The organism is Streptomyces sp. NBC_01707 (assembly GCF_041438805.1).
GTDB lineage: Bacteria > Actinomycetota > Actinomycetes > Streptomycetales > Streptomycetaceae > Streptomyces.
Genome location: NZ_CP109190.1, coordinates 5342277 through 5368040, shown reverse-complemented (window position 1 = coordinate 5368040; position 25764 = coordinate 5342277). Strand labels below are relative to the sequence as shown.

Genomic DNA, 25764 nt, shown 5'->3' with positions numbered 1-25764 from the left:
ACCTACGAGGTTATCGGGGCGGACCGACAACCGGCCCCGGCCCGGGCACACCACCAGGGTCCGGACGGCCCCGCACCACGGGAGAGACCGGGAAACTCCGCAGGCCCCGGGAACGCAAGGGCCCCCCACGCACCCGCCAGAGCCAACCTACCCTTGCTGCCTTCCGGCCCTGGGGGAGTTCAGTCAGATAGCGCCACGTGAGGGGCTGACGCCTACCTTAGCCGATCCCACCCCGATCAAGTCCACCGGCCGCCGTCCCGACCCCTGCCGTGGGGAACGTGTTCGCGAGCACTCCTCAACGTCTTGTATTGTTTGCCGCGGAGGATTCGCCTAGTGGCCTAGGGCGCACGCTTGGAAAGCGTGTTGGGGGCAACCCCTCACGAGTTCGAATCTCGTATCCTCCGCCATTGCTCTCACCGGGCAATACGTCGAAGGGCCCCACCGCTTGCGGTGGGGCCCTTCGACGTTCGTAGTCTCAACTGCAGTCTCAACGAGACTTCTCAGAGCCCTCCGGGCCGCTCTCCTCGGGGTCCTTGGCGACTTCCCAGATGAGTCCCCCGACCCGCTGCGCAACGTCGGCGAGGATGCCGCCCGTCACATGCTGGTACCGGGCCGCCATCGCCGTGGATGACCAGCCCATGATCTGCATCACGACCCGTTCGGGGACACCGAGGATGAGGAGCACTGTCGCCGCGGTGTGCCTCGCATCGTGCAGGCGCCCATCCCGGACCTTGGCGTCGGCGAGCAGCCGCTTCCACACGTCGTAGTCCGTACTCGGCACCAGCGGCTCGCCCACGGGGGAAGTGAAGACGAACCCCGACTCGCGCCAATCCTTCCCAGCGATCGCCCGCTCGCGTGCCTGCTCTCGGCGGTGGAGCTCCAGCAGCCTCACAAGCTCGTCGGGGACGCCGATAGCGCGGCGGCCGGCGCGCGACTTCGTGTTGGCCGTGTCCTCGTTCTTCCTGACCCGCTTCTTGCAGTAGCCCGGCTTCGTACCGCAATCGCCCCCGCACCCGTGCAGGTACTTCGGCCTCAGACGGTTCTTCCTGACGCGCAGGACACCACTGCTGGTATCGAGATCCGCCCACCGCAGCCCGAGCGCTTCACCCTGCCGCAGCCCCAGCGCGAGCGCGATAGACCAGCGGGCGCTGTTCCGGAGCTTGGCGGCCTCGAAGAGGAGACGTTGCACATCCTCGATGTCGTACGGCTCCACCTCCTCTTCCTCAATCCTCGGGGGAACCGCGAGAGCGGCGACATTCCGTGTGACGTGACCACGGCGCATTGCGTGGTTCAGTGCGGTGCGGATCGTTCGATGCGCCTGGTGGGCAGTGGCGGGCTTGCTGCCGTTGGCAAGCATCCGGCTGTAGAAGCGCTCCAGGTGTTCGGGCTCCAGCTTGTCCAGCCGGTGAGCCCCCACGCCCGGCGCGAGGTGCACTCGTACAGCCACCTCGTAGCCGGCGTACGTGTTCTCTCGCACCGAAGGCTTGGCGATCTCCTCTACCCAGTGCAGCAGCCACGCCTTCACGGTCCACGGCCGTCCGGGCTTCCGTACCTTGCCGTCGTCCCGCTGCTTCTCCAGGGCACGGACTTTCTTGATCACCTCCCCTTCGCTGACTTTGCTCATGACGTGGCGCCGGTCCGGCTTACCGTCGTCGCGGATGCCCACGGTCACGCGGCCGTGCCAGTAGCCGTCACTGCCGAGATAGATGGACGACGCCCCGTCCGGGCGCTTGGGCCGCTTGGCCATTGCTTCTCCTTACGCGGCTGCGTGGTTGCTTCGTGTCTGCATGCGCTGGGTCAGGTAGTCGACGAGCGCTTGAACGGGGACCCTTCGGCTACGGCCGAAGGGGACGGTCGGTACTGCTCCGTCGCGGATCAGGCCGTACATCGTGGTCCGGCCGATACTCAGGCGACGGGCCGCTTCCTCTACCGTCACGGCGAGCAGCGAGGGGTCAAAGTCGGCTCGGTTCGCGTCGGTCTTGTGCATCTGGACGAGTGCCACGGCTGGGACTCCTCTTCGAGTGCGTGCTCTTCCTTCGCTCTGGGGGATCCGCAACATCCGCCACGCCGCAACATTGCAGGTCAGCGGCTTGCGTTTGTGGCGGATAGCGATTCTGTGGCGGATAGGTGCCGCCACACCCGCGTGCGGCGGCACCTGCGCGCCGGTGCCGGTCAGCCGGCCACGGAGAAGAGTGGTGTGGCGGTTTCCGGAGGCGTGTGGCGGATGGCTGTGGCGCTATCCGCCACAGATTCACCCCCTCTGACCTGCGGTGTGGCGGCTGTGGCGGATGTTGCGGACCTGGGAGGGGGCGGGGGACAGTACCGGGTCCAGGCGTCCGTGAGGTCTTCCGCGTAGTAGCCCTTCGGGGTTCCGGAGGAGATGCGGATGCCGCGCGGCTTGATGGGCTTGTTGCCCGGGGTGACGTACTGACCGAGGAACTTGGCCAGACCCCGGGAGTTCAGCGGCCTGTCGTCCAGATCGGCCCACGGGGCGTCATCCATCGCGAGGAGGCGTTCGAGGATGACGGCGGTGGGCAGTCGCTCCGCTCCGCAGAACACAGCGTCGCGCAGGTCCGTGAGCAGCCGAACGCCCAGGGATGCTTCGTCGTTGTCCTGGGCGGCGTTGACGAGTTCGACGCACGCCGCCCGGGCCCGCTCGGGCCAGTGGCCGCCGGCCGCATCCGCGACGGCGAGGAGGGGTTCCCACACGTCGGCCGGCCGGTCGTTGATCCCGTCCGGCATCGCCGGCCAGGCGCCCTTCACGCTGTCGCGGACGCTATCGGCCCACTCGGCGAGACGGTCCCGCAGCGCGAACCCTTCATGCTCGTTGAGACGCTGCCGGTAGGACTCCACGCTCTCGTTGGGAGCCCGCTTGCGCATCCGGATGATGACGGAGCGGGTCAGGATCGTGTCCGGCAGGGAACCGAGCCCCGCCATGGCGACCGCGCAGAACGACGAGAACGGCTGGACGGTCTGGTTGGCGCCGTCACCGACGCAGCGGTGCATCTTCCCAGACCGCCGGTACCCCGAGTTCAGGAAGCCGCGGACCGGCTCGTTGTCCCCAGCCTTGGGACCGAACACGGTGTCAATCTCATCGAAGAGGATCGTGGGGCGGCCCTCAGGGGCGTCCACCAGGCGAAAGAGGGCGTTGGCAGAGGAGTTGACCGTGGTCAGAGCGCGGGGCACCACGGTTTCCACGATCTCCAGGGCCCGGCTCTTGCCACTGCCGGGCTCAGGGGAGAGGAACGCCAGACGGGCGGTCGAGTCGAAGCAGTCCATGAGGTGGGCGTGCGCGTCCCACAGGACCACAGCCACGTACGCGGCTTCCCTGGGGAAGATGTTGAACCGGCGGTGGAAGGCCTCCACCTCGTCGAGCAGTGCCGCGCCGTCGATGGGCGCCGTGGGCTGTGCGGGGGCGGTCATGCGGCGTTCCTCCTGTTCTCTGCGAGTGCGCGGTGTGGGCAGTGCCCGACGCGTACGCGGGTGGTCAGTGCGGTGACGGCTTTGCGGCCGCGGGCGCGTTCGTGGTGGCCGCATGCACACAGCCAGTCCGCGATGGGGAATCCGCCTCGTTCCAGCCCGCGCATGTGGAGTCCGGGTTGGATGCCGGTCACCGAGGCCGTGTGCGGGTCAGGACGAACGGATGAAAGGACGGCCTTACGGCCGACGACCTTCGGCGCACCACTGCCGGATGCGACCGGGGTCGGTTCGGCGACGCCGGGCCCGGTAAGGGCGGAGGAGGGGCATTTCAGAGGGGGATCGGGGCGGGGGCTCATGTCGTCTCCCGCGGCCGGCAGTTGCGCAGTGACCAGTTCAGGACGCTGCGCAACGTGGCGCGGCACTGGGATGCCGGGAGTCCGGCCGACTCCCCCGCCCTCTGAAATGCCTCTTCCACCTCTTGGCGGGTGAGGTCGCCCCATCCGACGAAGCGCGCCACCTTGCGGGCGCTCTCGAAGAGTTGGGCTTCACGGCGGCCCTCTTCGGTCGCGGCCACTAGGGCGGTTTCCCGTTCCAGTGCGGTCTCCGCGGCCCGGTTGCCCCGCTTCGGTACGGACAGTCGCAGTGGCTCTGTGGCGCGCTCAACGGGCTTGAGAGCGTCCAGTAGCCATCTGGGCAGTGGGGCGACGGGGGCGGCGTCGATTACCTCGTAGGCGTGGCCGTTCACGGTGCTGCCGGGGGCAACGATGTATCCGCCCCAGGCCCGGGTGTCGATCGGTGGGGCCAGGAACCCGGCCGTGTTGGCGAGCCGGATGCCGTTCGGGGCGGCGAAGTACAGGTGCTCTCCACCGCTCGCGGTCCGCACCCGGTAGGTGGTGGGGACGGCCTGGCCGGTGCGCTCGCAGAGCGCCTTGAAGGTCGTCACGCCGCAAGGCGTGTCCGCACTGCTGTTGGGCTTGGGCAGGTCGAGGTCGACGACGACCAGCCCGGACGGCCCGGTCGCGATCCCGATGTTGAACCGATCCGCGGACCAGGCCCGGTGGATGCGGTCGGGGTCGGTGGTGGCGCGCTGCTCCCACTTGCGGTGACCGGTGGTGCAGTCATCGGTGCGGGTGCAGGAGGCCTCACCGTGCAAGGCGGGCGGCTTACCGCCGGGCCGTAACGGGAACACCGCCCAGCCGCGGGCGGCGGCATCGAGCGCTGCACAGAGCAGCGCGGAACGTGCCTGATGGGTCATGCTGAACGTCTCCAGTTCTCTGTGAGAGGTGCTGGGAGAGAGGGCGGCCCCAGATCATTGGCGTGAGACGGGGGCCGCCCTCGTCAGCTGTGGAAGCGGTTGGAGTTGGGGTTCTGGTCGCACCAGTCCTCGGCGCACACCTTGTGGACCGGCTCGCGATCGTGGGAGCGCATAGGTGTCGGTTTGCCGCAGAGCACGCACGGCAGGTTCCGGGAGGCGTCGAAGTGACGGGCGTCCCGCCAGTCGAGCAGCGGCATGGCCCCACCCGTTAGCGGTGGTTGATGGTGCCGTTGGCCCGTCCGAACATCCCGCTCGCGGTGATGTTCTGCGTGATGTGCGTGGTCCCCGTGCCGGTGCCGGTCGCGCCACGTCCGAGGCGAAGCAGGAGAGGAACGCCGATGGCCGCGGCGGCGATGAAGGCGACGGCGGACCAGAGGGCTTGGCTCATGGCGATCAGTCCCGGGGCTGCGTAGGAGAGTCCGATTCCCGCGGCGGCGATGCCCCCACCGATCGTCGGCGTCAGCAGAGCGGTGGTCTTGGCCCATGCCGGGATCGGCTGCGAGACGGGCGCCAGCGGTGCGGCCGGCGCGGTGGGCTGGGTGTAGGCGAGGGTCCGTATCCCGCCGGGCAGGGTGACCATCTGGACGCCGGGCGGGATCTCCGAGGGCAGCATCACCCGCCCCTCGGGGGCGGGGAGGTAGGCGGGATAGTCGGCCGGACGTGGCTGGGTGGTGATCTCGTACGTGGTCTCATGCACGACGGGCCTCCTTCAGCAGCGCGGGCGGCGCCCCCGGTTGGGAAGGGGTGCCACCCGCGCTGACTTGTCGTGTCGCTTGTCGTTTGGCTTGTCGTGTGCCTTGTCGCTTGTCTTGTCTTGTCGCTTGTCGCCTTGCAGGTCACAAGCCGTTTTCGGCCCGCGCAGAGGCGCCCAGGGCCCTTCTCGTGCCGATGGCGACAAGCGACTGGCACTCAGTCCTCGGTGGGGTTGTCGGGTGCGTGTTGGCGGTGGACGTAGCGGGCTTTGGTGCCGGTGCCGACGCGGACGGCAGTGCCGTCCTCGGTCCATGTCTTGAGCCAGCCGACGACGGTTTGCCGGGTGGTGCCGTGTTCGTCGGCGAGGGCCCGGGCGATGGCTGAGGCGCCGGTTCCGTCCGGTCCGGCGGCGAGCAGTAGGGAGAGGGCGGCCTGTCGTGCGGCGTTGTCCTCGTTCTGGAGCGCGGACAGGTTCAGCCCGCCCGCCGTGGGGTGTTCGGTGTTTGTCCCGGGGTCGGCGAAGGTGGCGAACTCGGCGTCGATCTGCTCGCGGAACTTCCGGGCGAGCGCTTCCTCAGCGGACTCCCGATCGCCCCGGAGCGCGGACAGGTTCAGCCCGCCGGTGCTGCCGGCCGTCTGCGCCGGGGCGTCGGTGGCCGGGGTGTGGGTGGTGTCCCGCATCCAGGCCGTGCGGTCCGGATCCCACCGCGAGGCGTAGGCGTCGCCCGCGGCCTTGCGGGAGACGTCGTCCAGGTGCGGGTGCATGTCGGAAGTGGCGAGGACGATGTCGCGGATCTGGTTGGGCAGGATCCGCCAGTTCTTGAACAGCGCCGCCGGGGACTCCGGGGTGCCCATGAACCCGGCGCCCTTGAACGGGGCCTGGTCCACCTTGAGCCCTCGGGAGCCGGGGAAGACCTTGCCCAGGTCCATGCCCTCCACCTCGCCGCCGGTCAGGCAGACCCGCGCCTTGGCCTCCCGGCGGATCATCAGGTTGCCGAGGACGGATCCGGTGGCACCGAGCGCGGTCAGGACCGTGCGGATGCCCATGGCGCGCAGCATCCGGATCACTTCGAGGATCTTCTTCGCGAGGTCCTTCATGCGCCGGTCGGTGCTAGTCAGGATCTCCGCACCCTCGTCGATCACCAGCATGATCTGCGGGATCTTCGCGCTGATGGGGAGCTGGTCGGTGTTCCGCTCGGCCATCAGGTCCTGATAGGCGACCTTGCGGCGCAGACCGATCGCCAGTGCCGCATCGAGCATCAGCACGGCTTCCTCGTACGTCGAGGCGAGCCAGTCGATGCCCGGCCGGACCCCGTCGACCGGCGCCCCGTTCGCGTCGAGCGCGGGGCGGACCCAGGACAGGCCAGCCGATCCCGCGTTGAGGTCGATGACCCACGTCAGAACGTCGGTGGTGCGGGCGAACCCAGCGAGGATGACGTGCACCATGTTGGTCTTGCCGGAACCGGTGGGGCCGACGACCAGCGCGCACTGTTCGCGCAGGTAGACGCAGATCTCTTCGGCGTTGGTGCGGTAGCCCCACGGGATACCGGTGTAGATCGACAGCGGACTGTAGTCGGACGGGTAGGTGCGCTCCTCCGAGAGGACGTTGACCGTGGTCACGTCGATCAGGACGCGGCCCTGATGGATGCCCTGCGAGGCAACCGCGGTGCAGCCGTGCGGCAGACGCGCATCCGCGGACAGCTGCGCGGAGTAGCCCGCGATCTTGTCGTACGTGGCGCCGCCAGCCGGGAGTTCGGCATCAACCGTGAAGCCTGTCCCGGTGGGCCAGATCTCCACCGCGAGGACCCGCAGCGTGAGACCGCAGACCCGCTGCACCCGGTCCACCCACTCCGCAGCGATCGCACGCCGCTCGGCGGACAGTTCCCGGGCGACCTGCCGCTCAGCGGCGGCGATGGCCTCCAACTCCCGGGCCTCTTCGTACAGGAGGGTGGAGCGGGCCGCCGCACCCATGCCCACACCAATCGTGGCCAGGGAGCCGAGGGCGGCCCAGGTCAGGGGCCCGGTGGTCATGGCCCAGGTGGTCCACCCGGCCCCGATCAGCCAGGAAGCGGACCGCATGACGATGGTCCTGCCAGACAGTCGTTCGCGCAGGCTGCTGATGGTGTGGCCGATGGCGCCGGCGGCGCCGACGGCGAGGGCCCAGCCGGGGGGCATGCCGGTGGCTGCTCCGGTGGTGGCAACGGCAAGGCATCCGGTGGTGGCGGACAGAGCGCCGGTCACGGGTCCGTGACCGGCAGCCCAGTCCCACACCGGCCCCGTGGAGGCGGTGTTGGTGGTCATGATCAGACGTTCCATCCCTTCTCGGCCTCGGGCCCGTTGCGCGGGTCCTCGTGGCGGGCGATGTCCTGCTCGTGGGACTGGCGGAACAGCGGCCCCATGTCCTCGGCGACCGCCACGGCGCTCATCACGGCGCCGAAGATGTCGTTGAAGCCGTCCGCGACGTCCTTCTCCAGCGGGAACTCGCTGTCGGCCCGCTCGGCGAGGACCTTCATCACGTTCGCCACCGACGTCAGTGCCGCCGGGAGCCCCTCGACCATGGCCAGGATCTCCATGGCGTTCTCGGGGTCGTACTGCCCAGCGGCGGATTCCATCTCCGCCGCGTACTCCTCGAACCGGAAACCAGACACGCTCTCTCCCTCACTACTGCTCGTGGTGGTAGGTGCCGCCGGCGTCGGCCCAGTCGGGCGTTCCGCCGTGCCGCTGATCTGCTCGGTGCTCTCGGTCGCCTCCTGGTCGGCGGCGGCTTCGTCGTCCTGCAGGGCGGCGCGTATCGCGTCATCCCGCAGGTGGCGCTGCTCCTCGGCGGTACGGGTCATCCGGGCGTAGAGACGGCGGCCCGGACACATCAGCCAGGCCCAGCCGAACTTCCGACCGAGCGGGGTGGTGAGCATGCCGACCAGCCCCAACGCCCCGGCAAGCAGGGCGGCGCGCAGTCGACGGCCCTGGAACCGGGCGGCCGACCGCCACAGGGCCTTGCGGGCCTTCTTCCGGGCGGGTGCCTTGCGGACGTCGCCCCGCTGGGCGGCGACCTTGCCAGCGGCCCGCTGATCCCGGGCGGACCGGTTGCGGTCGATCACCGCACCCTTGGCCGCACCGACCCGGCCCGCGGCCTTGCCAACGGACCGGCCGATCGGCCCCTTACGGGCCATGGATGCCGACCTTGCTGCTGTCTTGGCACCTCGGCGGGCATCCGCCAGGGCACGCCGCGACCCGGTCGTCTCGGCCCTTCGTGCCGCCCGTGACGGGGCCGCCTGACGTGCCGACGCCCGAAGCGCTTTGACCTGTCCTGCACGCGCCGGGCCGTGCTGTCGGGTGGGCTTCTCGGAGACGGGACTGGCGGCCTTTCCTGCCCGATTGCTGGTGGTCTTGCGCTGGTGCGGCACGCCTGGGGTGGAACCGGTGCGTGAGGTGCTGCGACCTGCGTGCTTCGCGGATCGTCCGCTATTTCCGCGGGAGAATGCGCCGCGCACACCGCCCGCTGTGCGGCCTGTCCGACCGGCGCCGTGGGGGTTTGCGGTGCGGTTGGTGCGGCTGGTGGCGTGCTTGCGGTGGGCCCGGTGGTTGCGGGTTGCGGCGGCGACACCGAGGACGCATGCGCCGGTCGCGGCGACTGCGGCGGCGATGGGTCCGCCGGCGAGAGCAGCTGCGGCGAGCGCCGTGACGGTGGAGTTGGCGCCGGTCATCGCGATCGGGACCACGGGCCAACCGCCCGCCGTGTGCTCCACGGTGACCTCGGTCGGCGCAGTTGCGGGGTCAGTCTGGGGCAGTGTGGTCGGTGCGGGCTGGTTGTCGGTCACCAGCGGTTCGGTGCTGAGTTCCGTCATGCTGAACGCTCCCTTCGGATGTCATCGCAGGTGACGCACATGCCGAGCGACCGCGGGATGCAGTACCCGGCGTCCGTACGGCAGTTAGGGCAGGTCCGGCGAGCCCGCATCGCCTTCGCGAGCGCAGCAGTACGGGCCGGGGTCATCGGGCGTACGGGCTTGGCGTGGTCGATGCGGTAGAGGTAGGCGACCAGCGGGCCGCGACGCCGCCGGGGCCGCTGGAGTTCCGCGGCCACGTCCTGTCCGCCGGGCCGAAGCCCCATCGCGCGAAGCTGCCGACGGGTCGCTAGACCCTCCGGAGCCATCCGCCACCGGTACTCCTCGGTGGCCATCAGAGCGCCGCCCCCGTGGTCTGCGGTACCGGAACGAGGTGCGGGCGGCGGGTCACGCCGTCCTCTTCGAGCTGCTTGTAGACCTTGTGGACGTAGGAGGTGGAACGGGTGGAACGGACCGCCGCGGCAGGGATGGTGACGCCTTCCACCCAGCACTCCCGGATGATCCGGGCAGCCTCATCGGCGGGCAGCTTCACCGCCTCCCGGGCGGTCCCTCCACCTTGGGTGGAAGTGGGGGGAACGGTGAGGGGGAACACCCGGTGTCCACCGCAGATGACCAGCGGCGACACCGTCCGCCCGGCCACCGCCGGTGCAGCCGGGGCGGTGACGGCGGGCGGGGTGGATGCCGGGGTGGAAGCGGGGTGGACGGGCGGGGCTTCCACCCGTTCCACCACGGTGTCCACTTGATCGCGCAGCACGGCGATTCGATCAAGGATCGCGCGCCGGTAGAACGTGATCGCCTCCGCGAGAACGATCAACAGGACCGGTGGAATCGAGTGGAGGACGAGACCGGCCGGGTCCACTTCCCGCGGGACGCCAAAGGCGGTGCCCGCGGGCCAGAGAGAGGCCCAGCAGTTCATCAGCCACGTGCCCAGCCCCGCGAACCACCGGAGTCCGGTGGCCCATCCGGACGGGTGCACCCCGTGCTCCGACAGTCGGCCGTCCACGATCAGGACCGCACCGAGAGCGACCGCGACCATGGGGTCGAGCAGCCAGGCGATCCAGACGCTGATGTGGTGGTCGATCGCGAACAGCGTCACGTTCGTCGCGGTGAACGCGAGCGCGACCACCGCGACCGCCACGAGCACCTTCGTCAGGCCCGATTGCAGACCCTGTAGCGCGGCGATCTGTTCGGCCGCGCTCGTCTTACGCCTCATCACGGCCCCCGTCCCCACCGCGGTTGCGGTGTGCCCGGTGCAGGGCCATCAGGTGGAAGCAGCCGGCCACCACGAGCAGGTTCCACAGGAACCGGGCCCACGGCGGTAACGGGAGCAGCCACGACAGGACGCACGCCGCGACCAGCAGGGCCCCGCCATGGCGCAGCCACCACGCCCACAGGCCGGACAGCGGGGCGTTCATGCGGCGACCGCCGTTCGAGCGGTGCAGCCCTTTGCCGGGCGGCGGACCGCACGGCGCGGGCGCCGGCCGGACGGGCGCGGCTGCTTCAGCGGGAGGGTCCGCAGCAGGCTCTCCGCGTACGCGGCGGTCTCCGGGTCGCTCTCGCGGAGCTCCGCCAGCACCTCGTGCGCCACGTCCAGCCGGGCGGCCCGCTCCATCGCGGACTCCGCGGCCGAACCGGTAAACAGCTCCAGATCGATCCCTAGAGCCAGCTCAGCGAACTCAGTGGGGGTAACAGGCTCACGACCAGCAACGATGGTCTTCATGGGTCGTTGTCTCCTTCAGCGGTGGGACGGCCCAAACAGCGGCCCCGGTGTTCGAGCACCGGGGCCGCACGCCGTCTACGGGATGAAGCAGGAAAGACGTTCTCCGGCTCCCCTCAGCCCCGCCCGTACGACCAGTGGTCGGACGGGCAGAGGAGGCAACCGGCCGCAGCGCCGAAGCGCTCCGGGGTTGGTCGAACATGTGCGCGTCTCCTTCGGGGGCGACTCCCGTTTCAAGGAAGAGCCGCTAGCCCGTTGCAGGCAGAGACATGACCTTTCGGTCTCGTGCCATCCGGTTGCCAAGGGATCCGGTGCCCTCCCCCCGTCCCATGCGGGGCTCCTGTGCCGTGCAGTGGCGAGTCCTCCCAGGCGGGGATGTCGCCACAAGCGGGCACACTTAAAGGTGTTGCACCGCTTGCTCAACTTGTTGGTACAAGCTGTGCAGTGATGCTGCACCCACAGACAGTGAGTCGTCAAGGGATTGAGGCCTACATGTACCAACAAGTTGAGCGAGTGCGTCATGATGGGGCCATGAACAAGCAGCCGAAGTACCGGCAGGTGGCCGACGTGCTCCGTCGCGAGATCGACGGGGGCGTCTATCCTCCGGGCACTCGCCTGCCCTCTGAAAGCGAACTCTCCAGCCGCTTCGAGGCATCCCGAAACACGGTCCGCTCCGGCCTCAACATGCTGGTCAGCGAGGGGTTGATCTCCTCAAGTCAGGGACTCGGCTACGAGGTCCGCAAGCACGATGTCTTCAAGTTGAACGCCTCCCGCTTCGAGAACCTGACCTTCCCGCAGAACGGCGACGCCTACAGCACGGATGTCACAAAAGCCGGCCGCCGACCGACCCAGACGTTCCGCGTGGAAATGACTCTGGCAAGCGAGTACGTGGCGGAGCGGCTGAAGGTCGACAGCCGGTCCACGATGGTGCTCAGGTTCTGCCACCGATTCGTAGACGACGTTCCGTGGTCCACCCAGGCGACGTACTACCCCGAGTGGGTGGCAAAGGACGCGCCCCGGCTCGCAGAGCCGGGTGATGTCGCAGAGGGGACTACTCGCTACCTTGCCGGAATCGGTATCGAGCAGGCCGGATACTTCGACGAGATCGCCGCCCGTATGCCGACCCCCGATGAGGCCCGACTGCTGGACATCGGCGCAGGGGTGCCAGTACTGCTTTGGACCCGCACGGGCTATTCAGCGGACAAGCCCGTTCGATGCACGATCACCACGTTCCGGGGCGACCTCAACCGCCTGAATTACGAGATCGGTGACCTTTCCGCCCGGCCGGAGAGCGAGCCACAGTGATCATCGAGACAGCGACGCCGGACGATCTCGCCAGGCTGCTCACCTTCAGGGAAGAAGCGGCAGCCTGGCTCAGTGACCTCGGGACCGATCAGTGGCGTCGCCCGTACCCGGCCGACAAGCTACTCGCCACAATTGAATCTGGCGTCGTCTACATGGTCCGCGACGGGGAGGTGACAGCCGCCACCATCACGCTGACCCCGGAAGCCGAAGCGGGGCTGTGGACAGATCAGGAGCTTGTCGAGCGGTCGATATTCGTCAACAAGCTCACCGTCGCTCGGACCCACGCCGGCCGGGATCTAGGCGGACAGCTCCTCAACTGGGCGGCTGACCGAGCCTATCGCTCTGGCGCCACATGGCTCCGGCTCGACGCATGGACGACGAACAAACCGCTCCAGCACTACTACCTACGTCACGGCTTCACACACGTCCGCACGGTTACGGAGGGCGGCGCCGTGAACGGCGGCCCCAGAGTTTCCGGATGGCTGGCGCAGCGCGCAACAGCCCCGGAATGTCACGACTTTGACGACTTGACCAGCCAGCTCGCCGTTGGTTGTCACGAACACCAGCCCCCATCAACAGAAGGGGCCACCTGAGGCATTGGCCCAGAAGGAGAGGAACGACCAAGTTTGGGCTCCGATGCGCCCGTCGACGACGATCTCGGCACATTCCTGAAAGTCCCTTGTTGCGGAATCCGTGAGCCGGCCAAAGTCTCCGTCCTCATCTAGGCCTGCGCCTATGGCCCGATTCAGGTAGCACTGGGCTTGTTGGACCGTCCGCCCGGATGACCCCTGATGGAGGCTCGGCCGACGCTTGGTGTAGTTGCAAACGTCGGCCGGCCCCTGAGTCACGAAGTTTGTTGGATGCTTCAACTTGTGTGCGCCCTGAGTGGTGGCCACTATGGCGGTCGCAGAAGCGCCGTCGGATGCCGCGACAGCTGGCGCTCCTGCAAGGGCAATTGGGAGAGCTAGAGCTACTGCGGCGGCGAACGCACGTCGCATGCTCATCACCTCCAAGGAGGGAGCCGTCTCCTCAGCATGCGCTCCGCGCAAGCCGGTTGCATCTCGAAGACGACTGCTTGACGCTGTCGGGCTCGACACACCTTCATTCTATGTGGCGGGTGCCGTCGAACTCCTCACCTTGCGCGTCGGTCAAGGCCAAATGGCTGACATCCAAGGCCGCTTTCCTGTGTGACGGCGTTCGGTACGAAAAGGTCATCGCCGCTGGTGCGTTCCGCCAACCCGCGGCCAGGAGGTCAGCATGGAGGCCTGGCCGGGCTCGTACGTCCAGGTCACAGACGCTTCATGAGGCCATCCCCTGCTGGATACGCTTTCGCGCTACGTTGAAAGCCCGATTAGGCATCGGGACGTCGGTAGAAACGATCTGTACATAGGACGAATTCAATGAGCGCAACGTAGATTGAGCATCAATCCAATCCCGAGCGGTCGACAGCAAGGCTATTTCCATATGGACATTATGCCGTAGTGCAGTATAGGAGCGCGCTGATGACTGAAAATCGGCAGCTTTCTTGGTGGCCCCAAGGAATGAGGCTGTCGCAGCGACGGTCCCCGCTACTGCGGACACGGCACCCCAAGTAGGAGCTTTATTCATGGCCGACATAAATCCGGAAAGCGCTGACACACAGGCAGGAATGAAGACCATAAGTCGTCCCCAAAATTCAGCTCGCTTAGCCGCTTCGAAGTACGCCTGCGCACTATAAAGGCAGTTTTCTTGTATCCGTTCAAATTCGTTTTTGATGGCTTCAAATTGCTCATCATTCAAGGCAACCCCACCCTTAAGACGTTGGAATTTTAGGATTTTCCCCAAGATAATTGCATGTCCAACGCAACTCTGGCAACGAGTTTTTCACCTCGTCCAAGTACCTAACAGATAGCTTCCCTGCTTCATACAGTGCCATCAGAAGGGCCCTGCGCATTACGGTGCTCGCTTCGCTTTCGAACTTATGCCTTAGAAGCTGAGCCTCGGAAGCGGAAGCGACGCTGCCTAGGTACCTAACGGCAAACTCTCTCGGAAATTCCTCTCGATTACTGTCCTCCATTATTCCCCAAGCGGCACCCTTGATATTTTCACTCTCAGTTCCGAGTCCCACGAAGTACCGCAGCACTCTTTGCTCTACATAGGGATAGCTTGCGCTCTCAGAGGAGTGCATAAATTCTTCCAGGCGGCGCTGGATTACAGCGTGCTTACTCCCGCATACTGCGAAGTAGGCAAATATCTCCCTGGAGGCATAGGCAACTAGCCGGAGGTTGTCTAGGCACCAATCGACCGCATAGTCGTCCGCCATGTTCCTGAATCTGTTCAGAGAAAACTTCAGGTCACTGGCAATTATCTTATCCGCCGTAATCAACTTATCGAAGAATTCGCGCATGTCTCGGGCGGCCTCAGGGTCACCGGCACGAACGGCTTGATCAATCGACGCTTTCTCTGCGTTCAAGAACTCACGAAAGGACTCGAAGAAATCATGGATGCCTGTTTTGTGGGCTGACATCGATAGCCGCTTAGAACGAAGTATCCTATTGATTTCAATAATCGCATCCCTTAGCGCATTCCAGTCCTCATCGAAGATCATCACATCGTCCGAGTACCGGAAGAAAGGAAACCCATTGCGCTGCAGAAATTCATCCACGGGTGCTAGGTACGCGTTGGCCAATATGCCCGACGCATCCGACCCCTGCGGCAAACCCCAGGCATGGTTAATTCTTTGAAATCTCTTAAGGAAGGCGGAAATTCGATCGACTGCCGCTTCATTCCTGGATATCATGCCGAGATCGTCAGATAGGATCCCGATATCAACGTGCTCATAGAAAGACGAGACATCCAATGATGCCATGTTATAGCGCCAATTAGACATCAATTTTGCTTGAGCTCGTCGCCTCATCTCAGTCCAGGAGGTACGCCAAAACATTGGGCGCCCGGAGGCATGGTGCCACCTATAGCCATAGGAAGAATTGTGTCTAAAGTCATCCAGATCGGGGGCGATTTCGAAGACCATGGCATCATAAACAAGTCTATCCGCCGCCGAGAAGCGGGCCAGCGGGCGCACGCTTATCTCGTTTTTCGGATAGTCCACGATTTCAATATGCCTCGGACCAATATTGCCGTCCCGAATGGATTGTTCGCGCTCTTCCCGGTACCCCTTGTTCCACTGACTAGCAATATCGTCATAAGCGGCGATATCTGGAATTTCCGAGAACTCTTGCCCAGAAGTCATCCCGTGCAGAGCATTAGAAAGCCGATAAGATAGATCGTCCATGCAATTCCCCCCACTCCCAACCCAGATGATAAGGCACGGGTGCGTTCATGCGGAGCCCCGCGCAAACATTCAGCGCCGAGGAATGAGGGTCCTCCAAATTCGCACGTCCATGGGTTAGGAGCTTGAGCACTGCGTCTGGGGCCGCTGACGGGCCCCGTGCGGCGTCGAGAGTCGGCACGCCGCAGCCCGGGCAGTCTGTCGCCTGAGCGTGGCGGCTGAAGCTTCCGACTCGTCCCTCTGTGGCTACGCAGGGCGTGCTTCCGTGCGACGCGCATACGCCTCCCCCTACACGAGAACTGCGTGGAAGCCTCCTGGGGCTGAAGTTTCTTGGCTCGGCAGGGGGTATGGAGTGGCATCTCAGTCCAGGTGCGGCGCACGCACCAAAGCTGGCACAACTTGCCGGAACCTCGCAGTAGTCGGCACCTCTTCGTTGCGCGAAGCACCAAGGACCCTGGTCGGCCTACGGAGTCGCACAGCGCAAGGAGAAGGAAGCCAAGGCGAAGAAGCGCAAGATCCGCAAGAAGCGATAGACATTGCCACGAGACTTCCGGGAGGCCGCCGGCACAGTCTCATCCGTAGTCTCGTTCACAGCCGTACGCGGTCGTTCATCTTCCCGGCAAGCCCGCCCGTGAGCTGGCGAGTGGACGCGCACGGACCAGGATGAACGCGGCCGTGCAGAGTTGGAAAGCGTGTTGGGGGCAACCCCTCACGAGTTCGAATCTCGTATCCTCCGCCATTGCTCTCACCGGGCAATACGTCGAAGGGCCCCACTGCTTGCGGTGGGGCCCTTGACGTTGTCTCAGCCCTCGTTGTCCTGGTCTCTGTCCACAAGGGCTGTTTGTGGAGCTCCCCAGATCGCCGTGCCGATCTTCCGGGCCACCTCCTTCAACAGATGGTCGGGGACGTGGAGGTACCGTGCCCGCATCCGTGCGGCCCCGCCTGGTTCCCAACCCATGGTCTGGTCGATGACCCGGTCCGGGACACCCAGCACATGAGGACCGTTCCGGCCGTGTGCCGGGCGTCGTGCAGTCGGCCGTCCTGGACCGCAGCGTCTTCGAGAAGTCGTTTCCAGTCGTGGTAATCCGTGTTCGGGCACAACGGCCCACCTGTGAGCCTGGTGAAGACGTAGTCGGACTCGGTCCACAGATTTCCGGCGGCTTCGCACTCCCGGGCCTGGGCTTCCTTGTGCGACCGCACCATCAGGACCAGCGGACCCGGCAGGGGGACAGCCCGGCGGCCGGCACGCGACTTGGTGTTCTCTGTCTCGCGCCGTACCTGAACGCGATCGGGGCAGTACCCGGCCTTCCGGCTGCATGGCGCTGCATCCGCGCAGCCGTTTTCGTACTTGGGCCTCAGCCGGTTCCGGCGCAGCTTCGAGTACTCGTTATCCAGGTCCACGTCGACCCATCGCAGTCCGAGCGTTTCGCCCCGCCGAAGTCCGAGCGCCGGCGCCAACATCCAGCGGGCACTGTTCCGGCGCTTCTGCACTTCGAGCAGGAGACGCTGCAGCTCTTCCACGGAGTAGGGCTCAACCTCCGTCTGCTCCTCTTCCATCCGTGGTGGCTTGGCCGGTGCAGCAGCGTTCTTCGTGGCGTGGCCGCGCGTCACCGCCTGTGGAGCGGCGGGGATTGTCTGATGCCCCATCGTGATGCGCGGGTGTACAACCCCGTGTGGATGCCGGCTGTCTGTAAGGCGCTGGAGGGATGAGTTTGGTGCCTTCCGTACGGAGATTGGGGATCAGGTGGGGAAGCAGGTCTGGAGAGTCGTCGTGGCCGGTGGTGCGGCGGCGGTGTTCACGGCCGTGTCCGCAGTGCCGGCCGGCGCGGCCGAGGGTGGGGTCTCGTTCACCCGTGTCCAGGTGAACGGCGGCAAGCCGATTGTGATCGGGGTGTCGAAGGAGGTGGCGGCGCCCACCTCCTTCCGGATGGCGACCACTCACAAGTGGAAGTGGCCGGCGGTGTTCCTGTACCGCGGTGGTGCGGGTGATCGGCTGTGGCACGCCATCGAGACGAGCGACTGCATCAAGGTGAGCTCGGGCGTCTGCGACATCAACGAGACGATGTACTTCGACCCGAGCATATGGTCCATGCGCAACAGCGAGGCCGGGGCCTGGAAGGTCGGGGCCGAGGTGTCCTTCGAGGGCGGCGGTGGTGACACCGACGACGAGGGTCTGACGGTCCACGTCAAGCGCAACTCCCGCCTGACCGTCAACGCCTCGCCCGAACCGGTGTCCAAGGACAGGACCATCACCGTGACCGGAAAGGTCACGCGGGCCAACTGGGAGACGAGGAAGTACGCCTCCTACGGAGGCCGCCTGGTGAGCCTGCAGTTCAAGCCTGCCGGCGCCGCCTCCTACGCCACGGTGAAGAAGGTGTACGCGAACGGCTCGGGTGATCTCAGGACGACCGTGAAGGCCTCCAAGACGGGTACGTGGCGCTGGGTGTACTACGGCAACACCACCACCGGGCCGTCGACGTCGTCCGGGGACAACGTCGTGGTGAAGTGATGTCCGCGGTACTGGCGGGCCTGGTATCAGCGCCTGACTGTGAGGATGTCGGTGGCGCCGCCCGAGGGGCCTGACCCTCCGTCTGACAGACGCATGCTGTCCTGTTGATGATTTGTCGGCCGTTTCGGGCGGTGCCGCTCTGCACGCGGCAGGCCGGCCGGCCTCAACGGCGCACCCGCCTACGGATCAGAGGTGGCACCCACTGCCGCAGAGCCGCCCGATTGACCAAGACGAACGTATTGCGGCCATGCCCCCTCCGAGCGGTGGGGGCACGGTCACACCTACGACACCACAATCGAACGTGTGCCCTATATGCCACCTGATCTGCCTCGCCTCCGCACTCTGCGGACCTGGCACGCCATGTGGGTTGAGCGCATCGACTCGCGACGGTCGAGCAGCGGGAGAAGTAACGGCAGCAGGGCCAGGAGCGACGGCCGCTCACCCCGGACTGGATCGTTGAGCTCAGCATCGGAGTCGGCGCCCGGCCCATCGAGGTTCACGTCGGCGGGTGCCGTGCCGCGCCGGGAAGCGCTACCGGGCCATCACCCGCGGACAGGCCCTCGCCGCACTCGCCGACGGGATCCGGCCTGCATCCACTGCCGGCCAGACAGCGAGCTCGGGTTGCTCGGGTAGTCAGGCGCTGCGGGGCTTTCGGCCGGCGCTCTTCTTCGCTGCCGTCTTCTTCGTCGTGGTCTTCTTGGCCGCCGACCTTTTGGCGGGCGCCTTCTTGGCCGTCTTCTTTGCGGCCATCTTCTTGCGGGGTTTCATCTCGTGGACGGTGGCGTGTTCGCCGGTCTCGCCGCGGGACTCCTTGGCCCTCTGCACGGACGCGTTCAGGGCTGCCATCAGGTCGACGACCTGTGCCGGCTGCTGCGCTTCGCCCTCGGCTGGCTGGGCTGGTTCCTTGCCCTCGCTCTTTGCCTCGATGAGCTCTTCCAGGGCGTCCCGGTACGCGTCACGGAAGCCGGAGATGTTGTCGATGGTCATGCTGTCGGCGAGCTGTACCGCTTGCTCGATCTCTTTCTCGTCCAGTTCGGGTTCCTTCGGGGCCAGCTCGGACGGGTCGCGGATCTCGTCCGGCCACCTCATGGCGTGGAGGACGATGACGTTGTCCCGTACCCGGAGCAGGCCGAGGCGCTCGCGGTTGTGCCAGGCGAATTTCGCGATGGCAGCCTTGTCGGACCGCTCAAGTGCCCTGCGCAGCAGGGTGTACGGCTTCGCCGCTACCTGCCCGTCGGCTGCCAGGTAATAGCTGTCACCGATCCGCACCGGGTCAATCGTGTCGGCGTCCACGAACGCCGCGATCTCGATGGCCTTGGCCGTAGGCAACGGCATCTGGTCGAGCTCGTCGTCGGTGACCGGGATGGTCTGCTCCTTGGTGAGCTCGTAGCCCTTGCCGATGTCCTCCTGCGGCACGGCCTCGCCGTTGATCTCGCACACCTTCCGGGTGCGGACCCGTCCCATGTCTTCCAGGTGGACCTGGTGGAAGTGGATCGAGTGATCCTCGGTAGCCGAGATCACTCTGATGGGGATCGTGACCAGGCCAAAGCTGATAGCGCCGCTCCAGATCGTCGACGGCATACGCACCTCCCAGAACCCCATATACGGCCTGTCGGGCGGCGGTCCAGGCCACAGCAGGCAGAGACGTCTGAACCGTCACTCGTACACCGATCCTCATGCCGGACTTGGCCCCCCGCATCCCGCCTTGAGGGCGAAGCCAGCTCTCATCCGGAGGTCTGCCGGAGCGATTCGGGCCGTGGGAACGGTCTATGAACGGCATCGCCGCCGGTCAGCGGGGGAACCTGGAGGTGATGCGCCCGAATGAGCACGCGCCGCCTCCCAATGGGCGATGACCGGCGCGCGTGCGGGGCCGTACCCGTCGGTGGGCCGACTCGTCCGGACCACCTCACGGATCCGACGCCTTACGAAGGGCCCCGCTCGCGGTGGGGCCCTTTCGCCATCGGCGACAATCGGGGCAACGCCGGTGTACGGCAGTACCTGCCGTGAGCGATGGAGGAATGCTGTGCCGCCGACCTCGAAGCCACTGCGGAAGCTGGGCTTTCTGACCATCGGGCTGTTCGACGGGACCGATCCGCGCAGGGGCCACGAGGCGACCCTCTCGATCATCGAGCTGGGCGAGCGACTGGGCTTCGACAGCGCGTGGGTGCGTCATCGGCATCTGCAGTACGGCATCTCCTCCCCGGTCGTCGTTCTGGCGGCGGCCTCCCAGCGCACCAGCCGCATCCAGCTGGGCACCGCGGTCACCCCGCTGGGCTGGGAGAATCCGCTGCGGCTGGCCGAGGACCTGGCGACCGTCGACATCCTGTCGGGGGGCCGCCTCAATCCGGGGGTCAGCGTCGGCCCACCGATGCAGTACGAGCGGGTGAAGCACGCGCTGTACCCCGACACCGCCGATGCCGAGGACTTCGGTTACGAACGTGTGCGACGGCTCCTGGCATTCGTACGCGGCGAGCCGGCCACCGACTTCAGCGGTACGGAGGGTTTCGAGGCGTACTCCGACCTCGTCCAGCCGCACTCACCCGGCCTGGCCGGCCGTATGTGGTACGGCGGCGGCAGCCTGCGGTCGGCGCGCTGGGCCGGTGAGCAGGGCATGAACTTCCTGACCAGCAGCGTCGTGAAAGCGGAGGAGTCGGAGGACTTCGCCGAGATCCAGCTCTCGCACATCCGGGCCTTCCGCGCCCGTCACCCCGATGGCGAGCGTGCCCGTGTCTCCCACGGGCTGGTCGTCATCCCCACCGACACCGCCTCGGCGCAGCAGCGCGCCAAGTACGAGGCATACGCCCGCGAGCGGATGCCTCGCACCACCGCTCCGCAGGGGCCGGCCCGCATGATGTTCGCGCCCGACCTCGTCGGCAGTTCCGCCGAGATCGCTGAACGGCTCCATGCGCACGCCGCGTTCCGGGAGGTCGACGAGGTCGCGTTCGCACTGCCCTTCACCTTCGACCACGACGACTACGTCCAGATCCTCACCGACATCGCCACCGAGCTCGCCCCGGCTCTCGGCTGGCAACCGTCCGTCTGATCCAGGTCGCCGCGAGTGCTCGGACGGCCTCGGCGGCCGTCAGTGCCTGCCGCAGCGGCGATTCCCGGCGTCACGGCCCGCCGGACGCCCGACCGTTCGGCGGCACCTGGACTCGCCGTCGCCCGCCGCTGTCGCGATGATCGAAGGCATGACAGAGAGCAACAGGAGCAAGGCCATCACTTTGCGGATCGCTCAACAGCCGGAGGCGGACGAGCTTCTCGGCCGCAGCCCGCTCGCGGCCATGATCGGCATGCTGCTGGACCAGCAGGTCCCGATGGAGTGGGCCTTCTCCGGCCCGTTCACCCTGGCCCAGCGGATGGGATCCGACGACCTGGACGCCCATGAGATCGCCGCCTACGACCCCGAGGCGTTCACCGAGCTCTTCAGCGCCAAACCCGCTCTGCATCGCTATCCCGGATCCATGGCCAAACGGGTACAGCAACTGTGCCAGTTCCTGGTCGCGGAGTACGACGGTGACGCGAGCGCGGTCTGGAGCGACGCCGGGACCGGCGCCGAGCTGCTGAAACGGCTGAAGGCGCTGCCCGGGTTCGGTGACCAGAAGGCGCAGATCTTCCTGGCGCTGCTCGGCAAGCAACTGGATGTCCGGCCGACCGGCTGGCGGGCCGCGGCGGGGCCCTACGGGGAGGCCGGGTCGCACCGCTCGGTCGCCGACATCACCGGCCCCGACTCGCTCGCCAAGGTCCGCGCGCAGAAACAGGAGGCGAAGGCGGCGGCGAAGGCGGCGGCAGCAAAGAAGAGGTGAGGCCGCAGCGGCGCCCGGCCGCCGTGCCGGCTGCTCTCAGGTGGGGGCCGCCGGCCGGCTCCCACCCCCACCTCCTCCGCTACCTCCTGCGGCGCGCCGTACCGAAGAGCGAACGCGAGATCTCCCGCCCCAGCTGCGTCCCGACCGACCGCGCCAGCGACCGGAACACCCCACTCCCCACCACCTGTTCCACCAGCGAGGCGTCGTCCTCCGGCCGCCCGGACCTCTTCGCCGGCTCCTTCGCCGGCCGGCCCGCGGCCTCCGCCACGGCCCGCTGCTCCGCCTCGTGCTCGGCGGTGAGCTTCTCGTACGCCGACTCCCGGTCCACCGGCTGTGCGTAACTCCCGTACAGCGGCGATCCCTTCACCGCCGCGTCCAGTTCCGCCGCGCCGAGCGGACCCATCAGCGACTGCGGCGACCGCAGCCGGGTCGCGGCGACCGGCGTCGGCGCGCCCCGCTCGCTCAGCACGGTGATCACCGCTTCGCCGATGCCCAGCCCGGTCAGCAACTCCTCCAGGTCGTACGACGAGTTCGGGAACGTCTTCACCGTCGCCCGCAGCGCCTTCGCGTCGTCCGGGGTGAACGCCCGCAGCGCGTGCTGCACCCGGTTGCCGAGCTGCGCCAGCACATCCCCCGGCACATCGCGCGGAGTCTGCGTGACGAAGAAGATGCCCACTCCCTTGGAACGGATCAGCCGCACGGTCTGCGTGATCGAGTCCAGGAACGCCTTCGACGCCCCGTTGAAGAGCAGATGCGCCTCGTCGAAGAAGAACACCAGCTTGGGCCGCTCGAGGTCGCCGACCTCCGGCAGATCGTGGAAGAGATCCGCGAGCAGCCACATCAGGAACGTCGAGAAGAGCTCCGGCTTGTCCTGTACGGACGCCAGTTCCAGTACGGAGACCAGCCCCCGGCCGTCCGGCGCCTGCCGCAGGAACTCCGCCGTCTCGAACTCCGGCTCGCCGAAGAAGTCGCTCGCCCCCTGCTGCTCGAAGGCGGTGAGCGACCGCAGAATCACCCCGGCGGTGGCCGTGGAGAGCCCGCCGATCCCCTTCAGTTCGGGCTTGCCGGTGTCCGAGACGAGAAACGCGACGACGGCCCGCAGATCCTTCAGATCCACCAGTTCCAGGCCCTTGGCGTCGGCGTAGTGGAAGATGAGGCCGAGCGACTGCTCCTGCGTGCGGTTCAGCTGGAGCACCTTGGAAAGCAGTACGGGACCGAAGTCGGTGACCGTCGCCCGCAGCGGAATGCCGGGGCCGATGCCGCCGAGCGCGTAGAACTCGCACGGGAAGCCCTTGGCCTCCCACTGCTGCCCGACCTGCCCGGCCCGCTCGGCAACCTTGCCGCCCGGCACGCCCGGAGCGGCGATGCCGGACACGTCGCCCTTGATGTCGGCGAGAAAGACCGGCACGCCGTTGGCCGACAGCTGCTCGGCGATGAGCTGGAGGGTCTTGGTCTTGCCGGTGCCGGTGGCGCCGGCGACGAGTCCGTGCCGGTTGAGCATCGCCAGCGGGATCCGGATCTGCGCAGCAGGCAGGCATGCACCGTCCCAGAGCAGCGCACCCAGGTCGAGGGCCGCACCGTCGACGGCGTACCCGTCCGCGATCGCCCGGGCCTGCTGCGGCAGCACTCCGACGTCCTCCCCCGGGCCCGCTCCAGCGCCGTCCCCGATGCCCGATTCCGCGCTCCCGCCCGTGCTGTCGCTGCCACTCATCACGGCCTCTATTCCGGAATGTCTGCATTTATGACGCTCTGGCCAGCATCGCAGTACCGCTCCATAGCTGCGCCCGGAGCCTCTTGGCCGGTAGGCTTTCCGTGTGATCTTCAAGCGCATCGGAAATGGGCGGCCTTATCCCGACCACGGCCGGGAAAGCACCCGGCAGTGGGCGGATGTCGCGCCGCGCCCGGTCCGCCTCGACCAGCTGGTGACGACCAAGGGTCAGCTGGACCTCGAAACCCTCCTCGCCGAGGACTCCACGTTCTACGGCGACCTGTTCGCCCATGTCGTGAAGTGGCAGGGCGACCTCTATCTGGAGGACGGGCTCCACCGCGCGGTCCGCGCGGCGCTCCAGCAACGCCAGGTGCTGCACGCCCGGGTCCTCGAACTCGGCTGACGAACGGCACCCATCGGGTGCTTTCGGGTGCATTCGCACACGGACGGGTGCCATCGGTTGATCATTTAGTACGCATCTTCACCGGGTCGCACTACGCTGCGCCCATGAGCATGCTCACTCCCCCCGGCCTGGGCGGAAAGTACCGCATCACGGGCGACAAATATCCGCGCATGCGGCGTCCCCGGCACCGCCGCAGACTGGTCCTCGTGTCCCTCGCCTCCGTGGTGACCCTCGGGCTGGCCGGATGGGGGACGCTGCAGCTCATCGACGTCTTCACCGGCGACAGGACGGCCAGCGCCGCCGACCGCAAGGCCGACTGCCCCTCCGTCAAGCCGTCGGCGCCCGCGAAGGCGCTCCCGAAGCCGGCGAGGATCACGGTCAACGTCTACAACGCGACACCGCGCGGCGGGCTCGCGAAGGCCGCGGCCGACGAGCTGAAGAAGCGCGGCTTCCGCATCGGCAAGGTGGGCAACGCCTCTGCCGCCTACGACAAGAAGGTCCCCGGTCCCGGCGTCCTGCTGGGCGCCCCGACGGCCACGAGCGGCACGTTCCCGGTCCTCGGTACGCAGCTGATGGGCGCCACGCCGAAGACCGACACCCGCAAGACGGCGGATGTCGATCTGATCCTCGGTACGGCGTTCAAGAAGCTGAACACCCCGAAGGCCGCCGCTGCGGCCCTTGCCGCACTGAACAAGCCGGCCCCCGCACCCTCCTGCGGGTGACACCGCAGTACAGGATGCGAGGGCCGAGAGCCTTCTTCGGAACCGTCGGGCCGGACAGCCTCTAGTCGACGGTGCCGTACATCCGGTCGCCCGCGTCGCCGAGCCCCGGCACGATGTAGCCGTTCTCGTTGAGCCGCTCGTCGACCGAGGCGGTGACCACGGTGACCGGTGTACCGGCCAGTTCGCGCTCCATGACCTCGACGCCCTCGGGCGCCGCGAGCAGCACGACGGCGGTGACATCGTCCGCACCGCGCTTGATCAGCTCCTGGATGGCCGCGACCAGCGTGCCGCCGGTGGCGAGCATGGGGTCCAGGACGTACACCTGGCGGCCCGAGAGGTCTTCCGGCATCCGCGTGGCGTACGTCTCCGCCTGGAGCGTCTCCTCATTGCGGATCATGCCCAGGAAGCCGACCTCGGCGGTCGGCAGCAGCCGCACCATGCCGTCGAGCATGCCCAGACCGGCCCGCAGGATCGGCACGACCAGGGGCCGCGGGTGCGACAGCTTCACGCCGGTGGTCGGCGTCACCGGGGTCTCGATGTCGACCTGCTCGGTGCGCACGTCCCGGGTGGCCTCGTAGGCGAGCAGGGTGACCAGCTCGTCGGCGAGCCGCCGGAAGGTCGGGGAGTCGGTGCGCTTGTCGCGCAGGGTGGTGAGTTTGTGCGCGACCAGCGGGTGGTCGACGACGTGGATCCGCATGGGCTCAACAGTAGCCGGGCCAACCGCACCCGTGCGCTGGCATCAATCGCCCGTTCGGAGGGAAGGTGTGGGCATACGGACCCAGCCTTGGGGTGATGCGCCGATGCCCGACGGGGAGCAGCAGGAGCGGGACCAGCAGGAACCGCACGACACGCACGGCCGCCGGGACACGCTGGACGCGCCCGAGACGGACGAGGAGCGCCGCAGGCGCCGCGCCCAGTTCCTGCGTGAGCTTCATGAGGCGAAGGCACTGCGCGACCGGGTCCAGCCACGCCGGGCCAGGGCCGCCCGAATGCGCCAAGCCATGCGGATGCGGACCTTCCGCTGGTAGCCGCCGGGACCGCCGGACGGCCCCCTGG

26 protein-coding genes, 1 tRNA gene, 1 other RNA gene and 1 pseudogene are annotated in these 25764 nt (G+C 67.2%); 9 read left to right on the top strand and 20 right to left on the bottom strand.

What is annotated here, in order from left to right:
* Positions 1-113: 113 nt before the first annotated feature.
* Positions 114-210: signal recognition particle sRNA small type (gene ffs / locus OG963_RS24170), an RNA gene on the bottom strand.
* A gap of 109 nt (positions 211-319) precedes the next feature.
* On the opposite strand from ffs, the gene OG963_RS24165 reads away from it, so the two are divergent.
* A tRNA-Ser gene (locus OG963_RS24165) sits at positions 320-407 on the top strand.
* 80 nt (positions 408-487) lie between these two features.
* On the opposite strand, the gene OG963_RS24160 is transcribed toward OG963_RS24165, so the two are convergent.
* From OG963_RS24160 to OG963_RS24105, 12 genes are all read right to left on the bottom strand, one after another.
* On the bottom strand, positions 488-1747 hold the full coding sequence (locus OG963_RS24160; protein ID WP_371799448.1) for a tyrosine-type recombinase/integrase: 1260 nt from the start codon (positions 1745-1747) through the stop codon (positions 488-490).
* Between the two features lie 9 nt (positions 1748-1756).
* Entirely contained in the window at positions 1757-2002 is a 246-nt protein-coding gene (locus OG963_RS24155; RefSeq protein WP_371799447.1) for a helix-turn-helix domain-containing protein, read from the bottom strand.
* Positions 2003-2172: 170 nt separating this feature from the next.
* Entirely contained in the window at positions 2173-3423 is a 1251-nt protein-coding gene (locus OG963_RS24150) for a DUF3631 domain-containing protein (protein WP_371799446.1), read from the bottom strand.
* Between the two features lie 349 nt (positions 3424-3772).
* A complete protein-coding gene (locus OG963_RS24145) occupies positions 3773-4675 on the bottom strand; it encodes a bifunctional DNA primase/polymerase (RefSeq protein ID WP_371799445.1) in 903 nt (300 codons plus the stop codon).
* An 83-nt stretch (positions 4676-4758) separates the two neighbouring features.
* Positions 4759-4932 carry a hypothetical protein gene (locus OG963_RS24140; protein ID WP_371799444.1) on the bottom strand — a complete coding sequence of 58 codons (174 nt, stop codon included), beginning with the start codon at positions 4930-4932 and terminating at the stop codon, positions 4759-4761.
* Between the two features lie 11 nt (positions 4933-4943).
* On the bottom strand, positions 4944-5432 hold the full coding sequence (locus OG963_RS24135) for a hypothetical protein (protein WP_371799443.1): 489 nt from the start codon (positions 5430-5432) through the stop codon (positions 4944-4946).
* A gap of 212 nt (positions 5433-5644) precedes the next feature.
* Complete coding sequence (locus OG963_RS24130) at positions 5645-7729, bottom strand: hypothetical protein (RefSeq protein WP_371799442.1); 2085 nt, start codon at positions 7727-7729, stop codon at positions 5645-5647.
* A gap of 2 nt (positions 7730-7731) precedes the next feature.
* Positions 7732-9273, bottom strand: coding sequence for a hypothetical protein (locus OG963_RS24125; protein WP_371799441.1), 1542 nt, complete (start codon positions 9271-9273; stop codon positions 7732-7734).
* On the bottom strand, positions 9270-9605 hold the full coding sequence (locus OG963_RS24120; RefSeq protein WP_371799440.1) for an RRQRL motif-containing zinc-binding protein: 336 nt from the start codon (positions 9603-9605) through the stop codon (positions 9270-9272). The genes OG963_RS24125 and OG963_RS24120 overlap by 4 nt, the downstream gene beginning before the upstream one ends.
* Positions 9605-10483 (bottom strand): hypothetical protein, encoded by an 879-nt coding sequence (locus OG963_RS24115; RefSeq protein WP_371799439.1) that lies wholly within the window; start codon positions 10481-10483, stop codon positions 9605-9607. The genes OG963_RS24120 and OG963_RS24115 overlap by 1 nt, the downstream gene beginning before the upstream one ends.
* Positions 10473-10685: a hypothetical protein gene (locus tag OG963_RS24110; protein WP_371799438.1), complete on the bottom strand. Its 213-nt coding sequence runs from the start codon at positions 10683-10685 to the stop codon at positions 10473-10475. The genes OG963_RS24115 and OG963_RS24110 overlap by 11 nt, the downstream gene beginning before the upstream one ends.
* Positions 10682-10990, bottom strand: coding sequence for a hypothetical protein (locus OG963_RS24105; protein WP_371799437.1), 309 nt, complete (start codon positions 10988-10990; stop codon positions 10682-10684). The genes OG963_RS24110 and OG963_RS24105 overlap by 4 nt, the downstream gene beginning before the upstream one ends.
* 528 nt (positions 10991-11518) lie before the next feature.
* On the opposite strand from OG963_RS24105, the gene OG963_RS24100 reads away from it, so the two are divergent.
* Both OG963_RS24100 and OG963_RS24095 read left to right on the top strand, forming a co-directional pair.
* A complete protein-coding gene (locus OG963_RS24100) occupies positions 11519-12292 on the top strand; it encodes a GntR family transcriptional regulator (protein ID WP_371800319.1) in 774 nt (257 codons plus the stop codon).
* A complete protein-coding gene (locus OG963_RS24095) occupies positions 12289-12885 on the top strand; it encodes a GNAT family N-acetyltransferase (protein ID WP_371799436.1) in 597 nt (198 codons plus the stop codon). Before OG963_RS24100 ends, OG963_RS24095 begins: the two co-directional genes overlap by 4 nt.
* Here OG963_RS24095 and OG963_RS24090 read toward each other — a convergent pair.
* The 4 genes and pseudogenes from OG963_RS24090 to OG963_RS24075 all read right to left on the bottom strand — a co-directional run.
* Entirely contained in the window at positions 12865-13290 is a 426-nt protein-coding gene (locus tag OG963_RS24090) for a peptidoglycan-binding protein (RefSeq protein WP_371799435.1), read from the bottom strand. The genes OG963_RS24095 and OG963_RS24090 overlap by 21 nt on opposite strands.
* Before the next feature lie 301 nt (positions 13291-13591).
* The gene (locus OG963_RS24085) at positions 13592-14071 is read right to left on the bottom strand and encodes a hypothetical protein (RefSeq protein WP_371799434.1); all 480 of its coding nucleotides are present in this window, start codon (positions 14069-14071) and stop codon (positions 13592-13594) included.
* Between the two features lie 13 nt (positions 14072-14084).
* Positions 14085-15563 carry a reverse transcriptase domain-containing protein gene (locus tag OG963_RS24080; protein WP_371799433.1) on the bottom strand — a complete coding sequence of 493 codons (1479 nt, stop codon included), beginning with the start codon at positions 15561-15563 and terminating at the stop codon, positions 14085-14087.
* 799 nt (positions 15564-16362) lie between these two features.
* Positions 16363-17186, bottom strand: a pseudogene (locus OG963_RS24075) (tyrosine-type recombinase/integrase); the annotation flags it as partial.
* A 118-nt stretch (positions 17187-17304) separates the two neighbouring features.
* On the opposite strand from OG963_RS24075, the gene OG963_RS24070 reads away from it, so the two are divergent.
* A complete protein-coding gene (locus OG963_RS24070) occupies positions 17305-18069 on the top strand; it encodes a hypothetical protein (protein WP_093930943.1) in 765 nt (254 codons plus the stop codon).
* Positions 18070-18702: 633 nt separating this feature from the next.
* Here OG963_RS24070 and OG963_RS24065 read toward each other — a convergent pair.
* On the bottom strand, positions 18703-19650 hold the full coding sequence (locus OG963_RS24065) for a Ku protein (RefSeq protein ID WP_371799432.1): 948 nt from the start codon (positions 19648-19650) through the stop codon (positions 18703-18705).
* A gap of 442 nt (positions 19651-20092) precedes the next feature.
* Between OG963_RS24065 and OG963_RS24060 the strand changes: the two genes are divergently transcribed.
* Together OG963_RS24060 and OG963_RS24055 are read left to right on the top strand one after the other, a co-directional pair.
* On the top strand, positions 20093-21112 hold the full coding sequence (locus tag OG963_RS24060; RefSeq protein ID WP_371799431.1) for an LLM class flavin-dependent oxidoreductase: 1020 nt from the start codon (positions 20093-20095) through the stop codon (positions 21110-21112).
* 148 nt (positions 21113-21260) lie between these two features.
* Positions 21261-21875, top strand: a complete 615-nt coding sequence (locus tag OG963_RS24055; RefSeq protein WP_319739113.1) for an HhH-GPD-type base excision DNA repair protein — start codon at positions 21261-21263, stop codon at positions 21873-21875.
* Positions 21876-21954: 79 nt separating this feature from the next.
* On the opposite strand, the gene OG963_RS24050 is transcribed toward OG963_RS24055, so the two are convergent.
* Positions 21955-23586, bottom strand: coding sequence for a helicase HerA-like domain-containing protein (locus OG963_RS24050; protein ID WP_319739114.1), 1632 nt, complete (start codon positions 23584-23586; stop codon positions 21955-21957).
* 103 nt (positions 23587-23689) lie between these two features.
* On the opposite strand from OG963_RS24050, the gene OG963_RS24045 reads away from it, so the two are divergent.
* Together OG963_RS24045 and OG963_RS24040 are read left to right on the top strand one after the other, a co-directional pair.
* Positions 23690-23986 carry a type II toxin-antitoxin system VapB family antitoxin gene (locus OG963_RS24045; protein ID WP_003955420.1) on the top strand — a complete coding sequence of 99 codons (297 nt, stop codon included), beginning with the start codon at positions 23690-23692 and terminating at the stop codon, positions 23984-23986.
* A gap of 104 nt (positions 23987-24090) precedes the next feature.
* Positions 24091-24708, top strand: coding sequence for a LytR C-terminal domain-containing protein (locus OG963_RS24040; protein ID WP_371799430.1), 618 nt, complete (start codon positions 24091-24093; stop codon positions 24706-24708).
* A gap of 61 nt (positions 24709-24769) precedes the next feature.
* Here OG963_RS24040 and upp read toward each other — a convergent pair whose 3' ends face one another.
* On the bottom strand, positions 24770-25405 hold the full coding sequence (gene upp / locus OG963_RS24035; RefSeq protein ID WP_030929764.1) for a uracil phosphoribosyltransferase: 636 nt from the start codon (positions 25403-25405) through the stop codon (positions 24770-24772).
* A gap of 103 nt (positions 25406-25508) precedes the next feature.
* On the opposite strand from upp, the gene OG963_RS24030 reads away from it, so the two are divergent.
* Complete coding sequence (locus OG963_RS24030) at positions 25509-25736, top strand: hypothetical protein (protein WP_093774013.1); 228 nt, start codon at positions 25509-25511, stop codon at positions 25734-25736.
* Positions 25737-25764: the final 28 nt, after the last annotated feature.

Bases quoted from the DNA above. Each gene is read 5' to 3' on its own strand.
- OG963_RS24160 (WP_371799448.1), bottom strand. From the start codon at position 1,747: ATGGCCAAGCGGCCCAAGCGCCCGGACGGGGCGTCGTCCATCTATCTC.
- OG963_RS24150 (WP_371799446.1), bottom strand. From the start codon at position 3,423: ATGACCGCCCCCGCACAGCCCACGGCGCCCATCGACGGCGCGGCACTG.
- OG963_RS24145 (WP_371799445.1), bottom strand. From the start codon at position 4,675: ATGACCCATCAGGCACGTTCCGCGCTGCTCTGTGCAGCGCTCGATGCC.
- OG963_RS24140 (WP_371799444.1), bottom strand. From the start codon at position 4,932: ATGCCGCTGCTCGACTGGCGGGACGCCCGTCACTTCGACGCCTCCCGG.
- OG963_RS24130 (WP_371799442.1), bottom strand. From the start codon at position 7,729: ATGACCACCAACACCGCCTCCACGGGGCCGGTGTGGGACTGGGCTGCC.
- OG963_RS24125 (WP_371799441.1), bottom strand. From the start codon at position 9,273: ATGACGGAACTCAGCACCGAACCGCTGGTGACCGACAACCAGCCCGCA.
- OG963_RS24120 (WP_371799440.1), bottom strand. From the start codon at position 9,605: ATGGCCACCGAGGAGTACCGGTGGCGGATGGCTCCGGAGGGTCTAGCG.
- OG963_RS24115 (WP_371799439.1), bottom strand. From the start codon at position 10,483: ATGAGGCGTAAGACGAGCGCGGCCGAACAGATCGCCGCGCTACAGGGT.
- OG963_RS24110 (WP_371799438.1), bottom strand. From the start codon at position 10,685: ATGAACGCCCCGCTGTCCGGCCTGTGGGCGTGGTGGCTGCGCCATGGC.
- OG963_RS24105 (WP_371799437.1), bottom strand. From the start codon at position 10,990: ATGAAGACCATCGTTGCTGGTCGTGAGCCTGTTACCCCCACTGAGTTC.
- OG963_RS24100 (WP_371800319.1), top strand. From the start codon at position 11,519: ATGAACAAGCAGCCGAAGTACCGGCAGGTGGCCGACGTGCTCCGTCGC.
- OG963_RS24090 (WP_371799435.1), bottom strand. From the start codon at position 13,290: ATGCGACGTGCGTTCGCCGCCGCAGTAGCTCTAGCTCTCCCAATTGCC.
- OG963_RS24080 (WP_371799433.1), bottom strand. From the start codon at position 15,563: ATGGACGATCTATCTTATCGGCTTTCTAATGCTCTGCACGGGATGACT.
- OG963_RS24065 (WP_371799432.1), bottom strand. From the start codon at position 19,650: ATGCCGTCGACGATCTGGAGCGGCGCTATCAGCTTTGGCCTGGTCACG.
- OG963_RS24055 (WP_319739113.1), top strand. From the start codon at position 21,261: ATGACAGAGAGCAACAGGAGCAAGGCCATCACTTTGCGGATCGCTCAA.
- OG963_RS24050 (WP_319739114.1), bottom strand. From the start codon at position 23,586: ATGAGTGGCAGCGACAGCACGGGCGGGAGCGCGGAATCGGGCATCGGG.
- OG963_RS24040 (WP_371799430.1), top strand. From the start codon at position 24,091: ATGAGCATGCTCACTCCCCCCGGCCTGGGCGGAAAGTACCGCATCACG.
- upp (WP_030929764.1), bottom strand. From the start codon at position 25,405: ATGCGGATCCACGTCGTCGACCACCCGCTGGTCGCGCACAAACTCACC.
- OG963_RS24030 (WP_093774013.1), top strand. From the start codon at position 25,509: ATGCCCGACGGGGAGCAGCAGGAGCGGGACCAGCAGGAACCGCACGAC.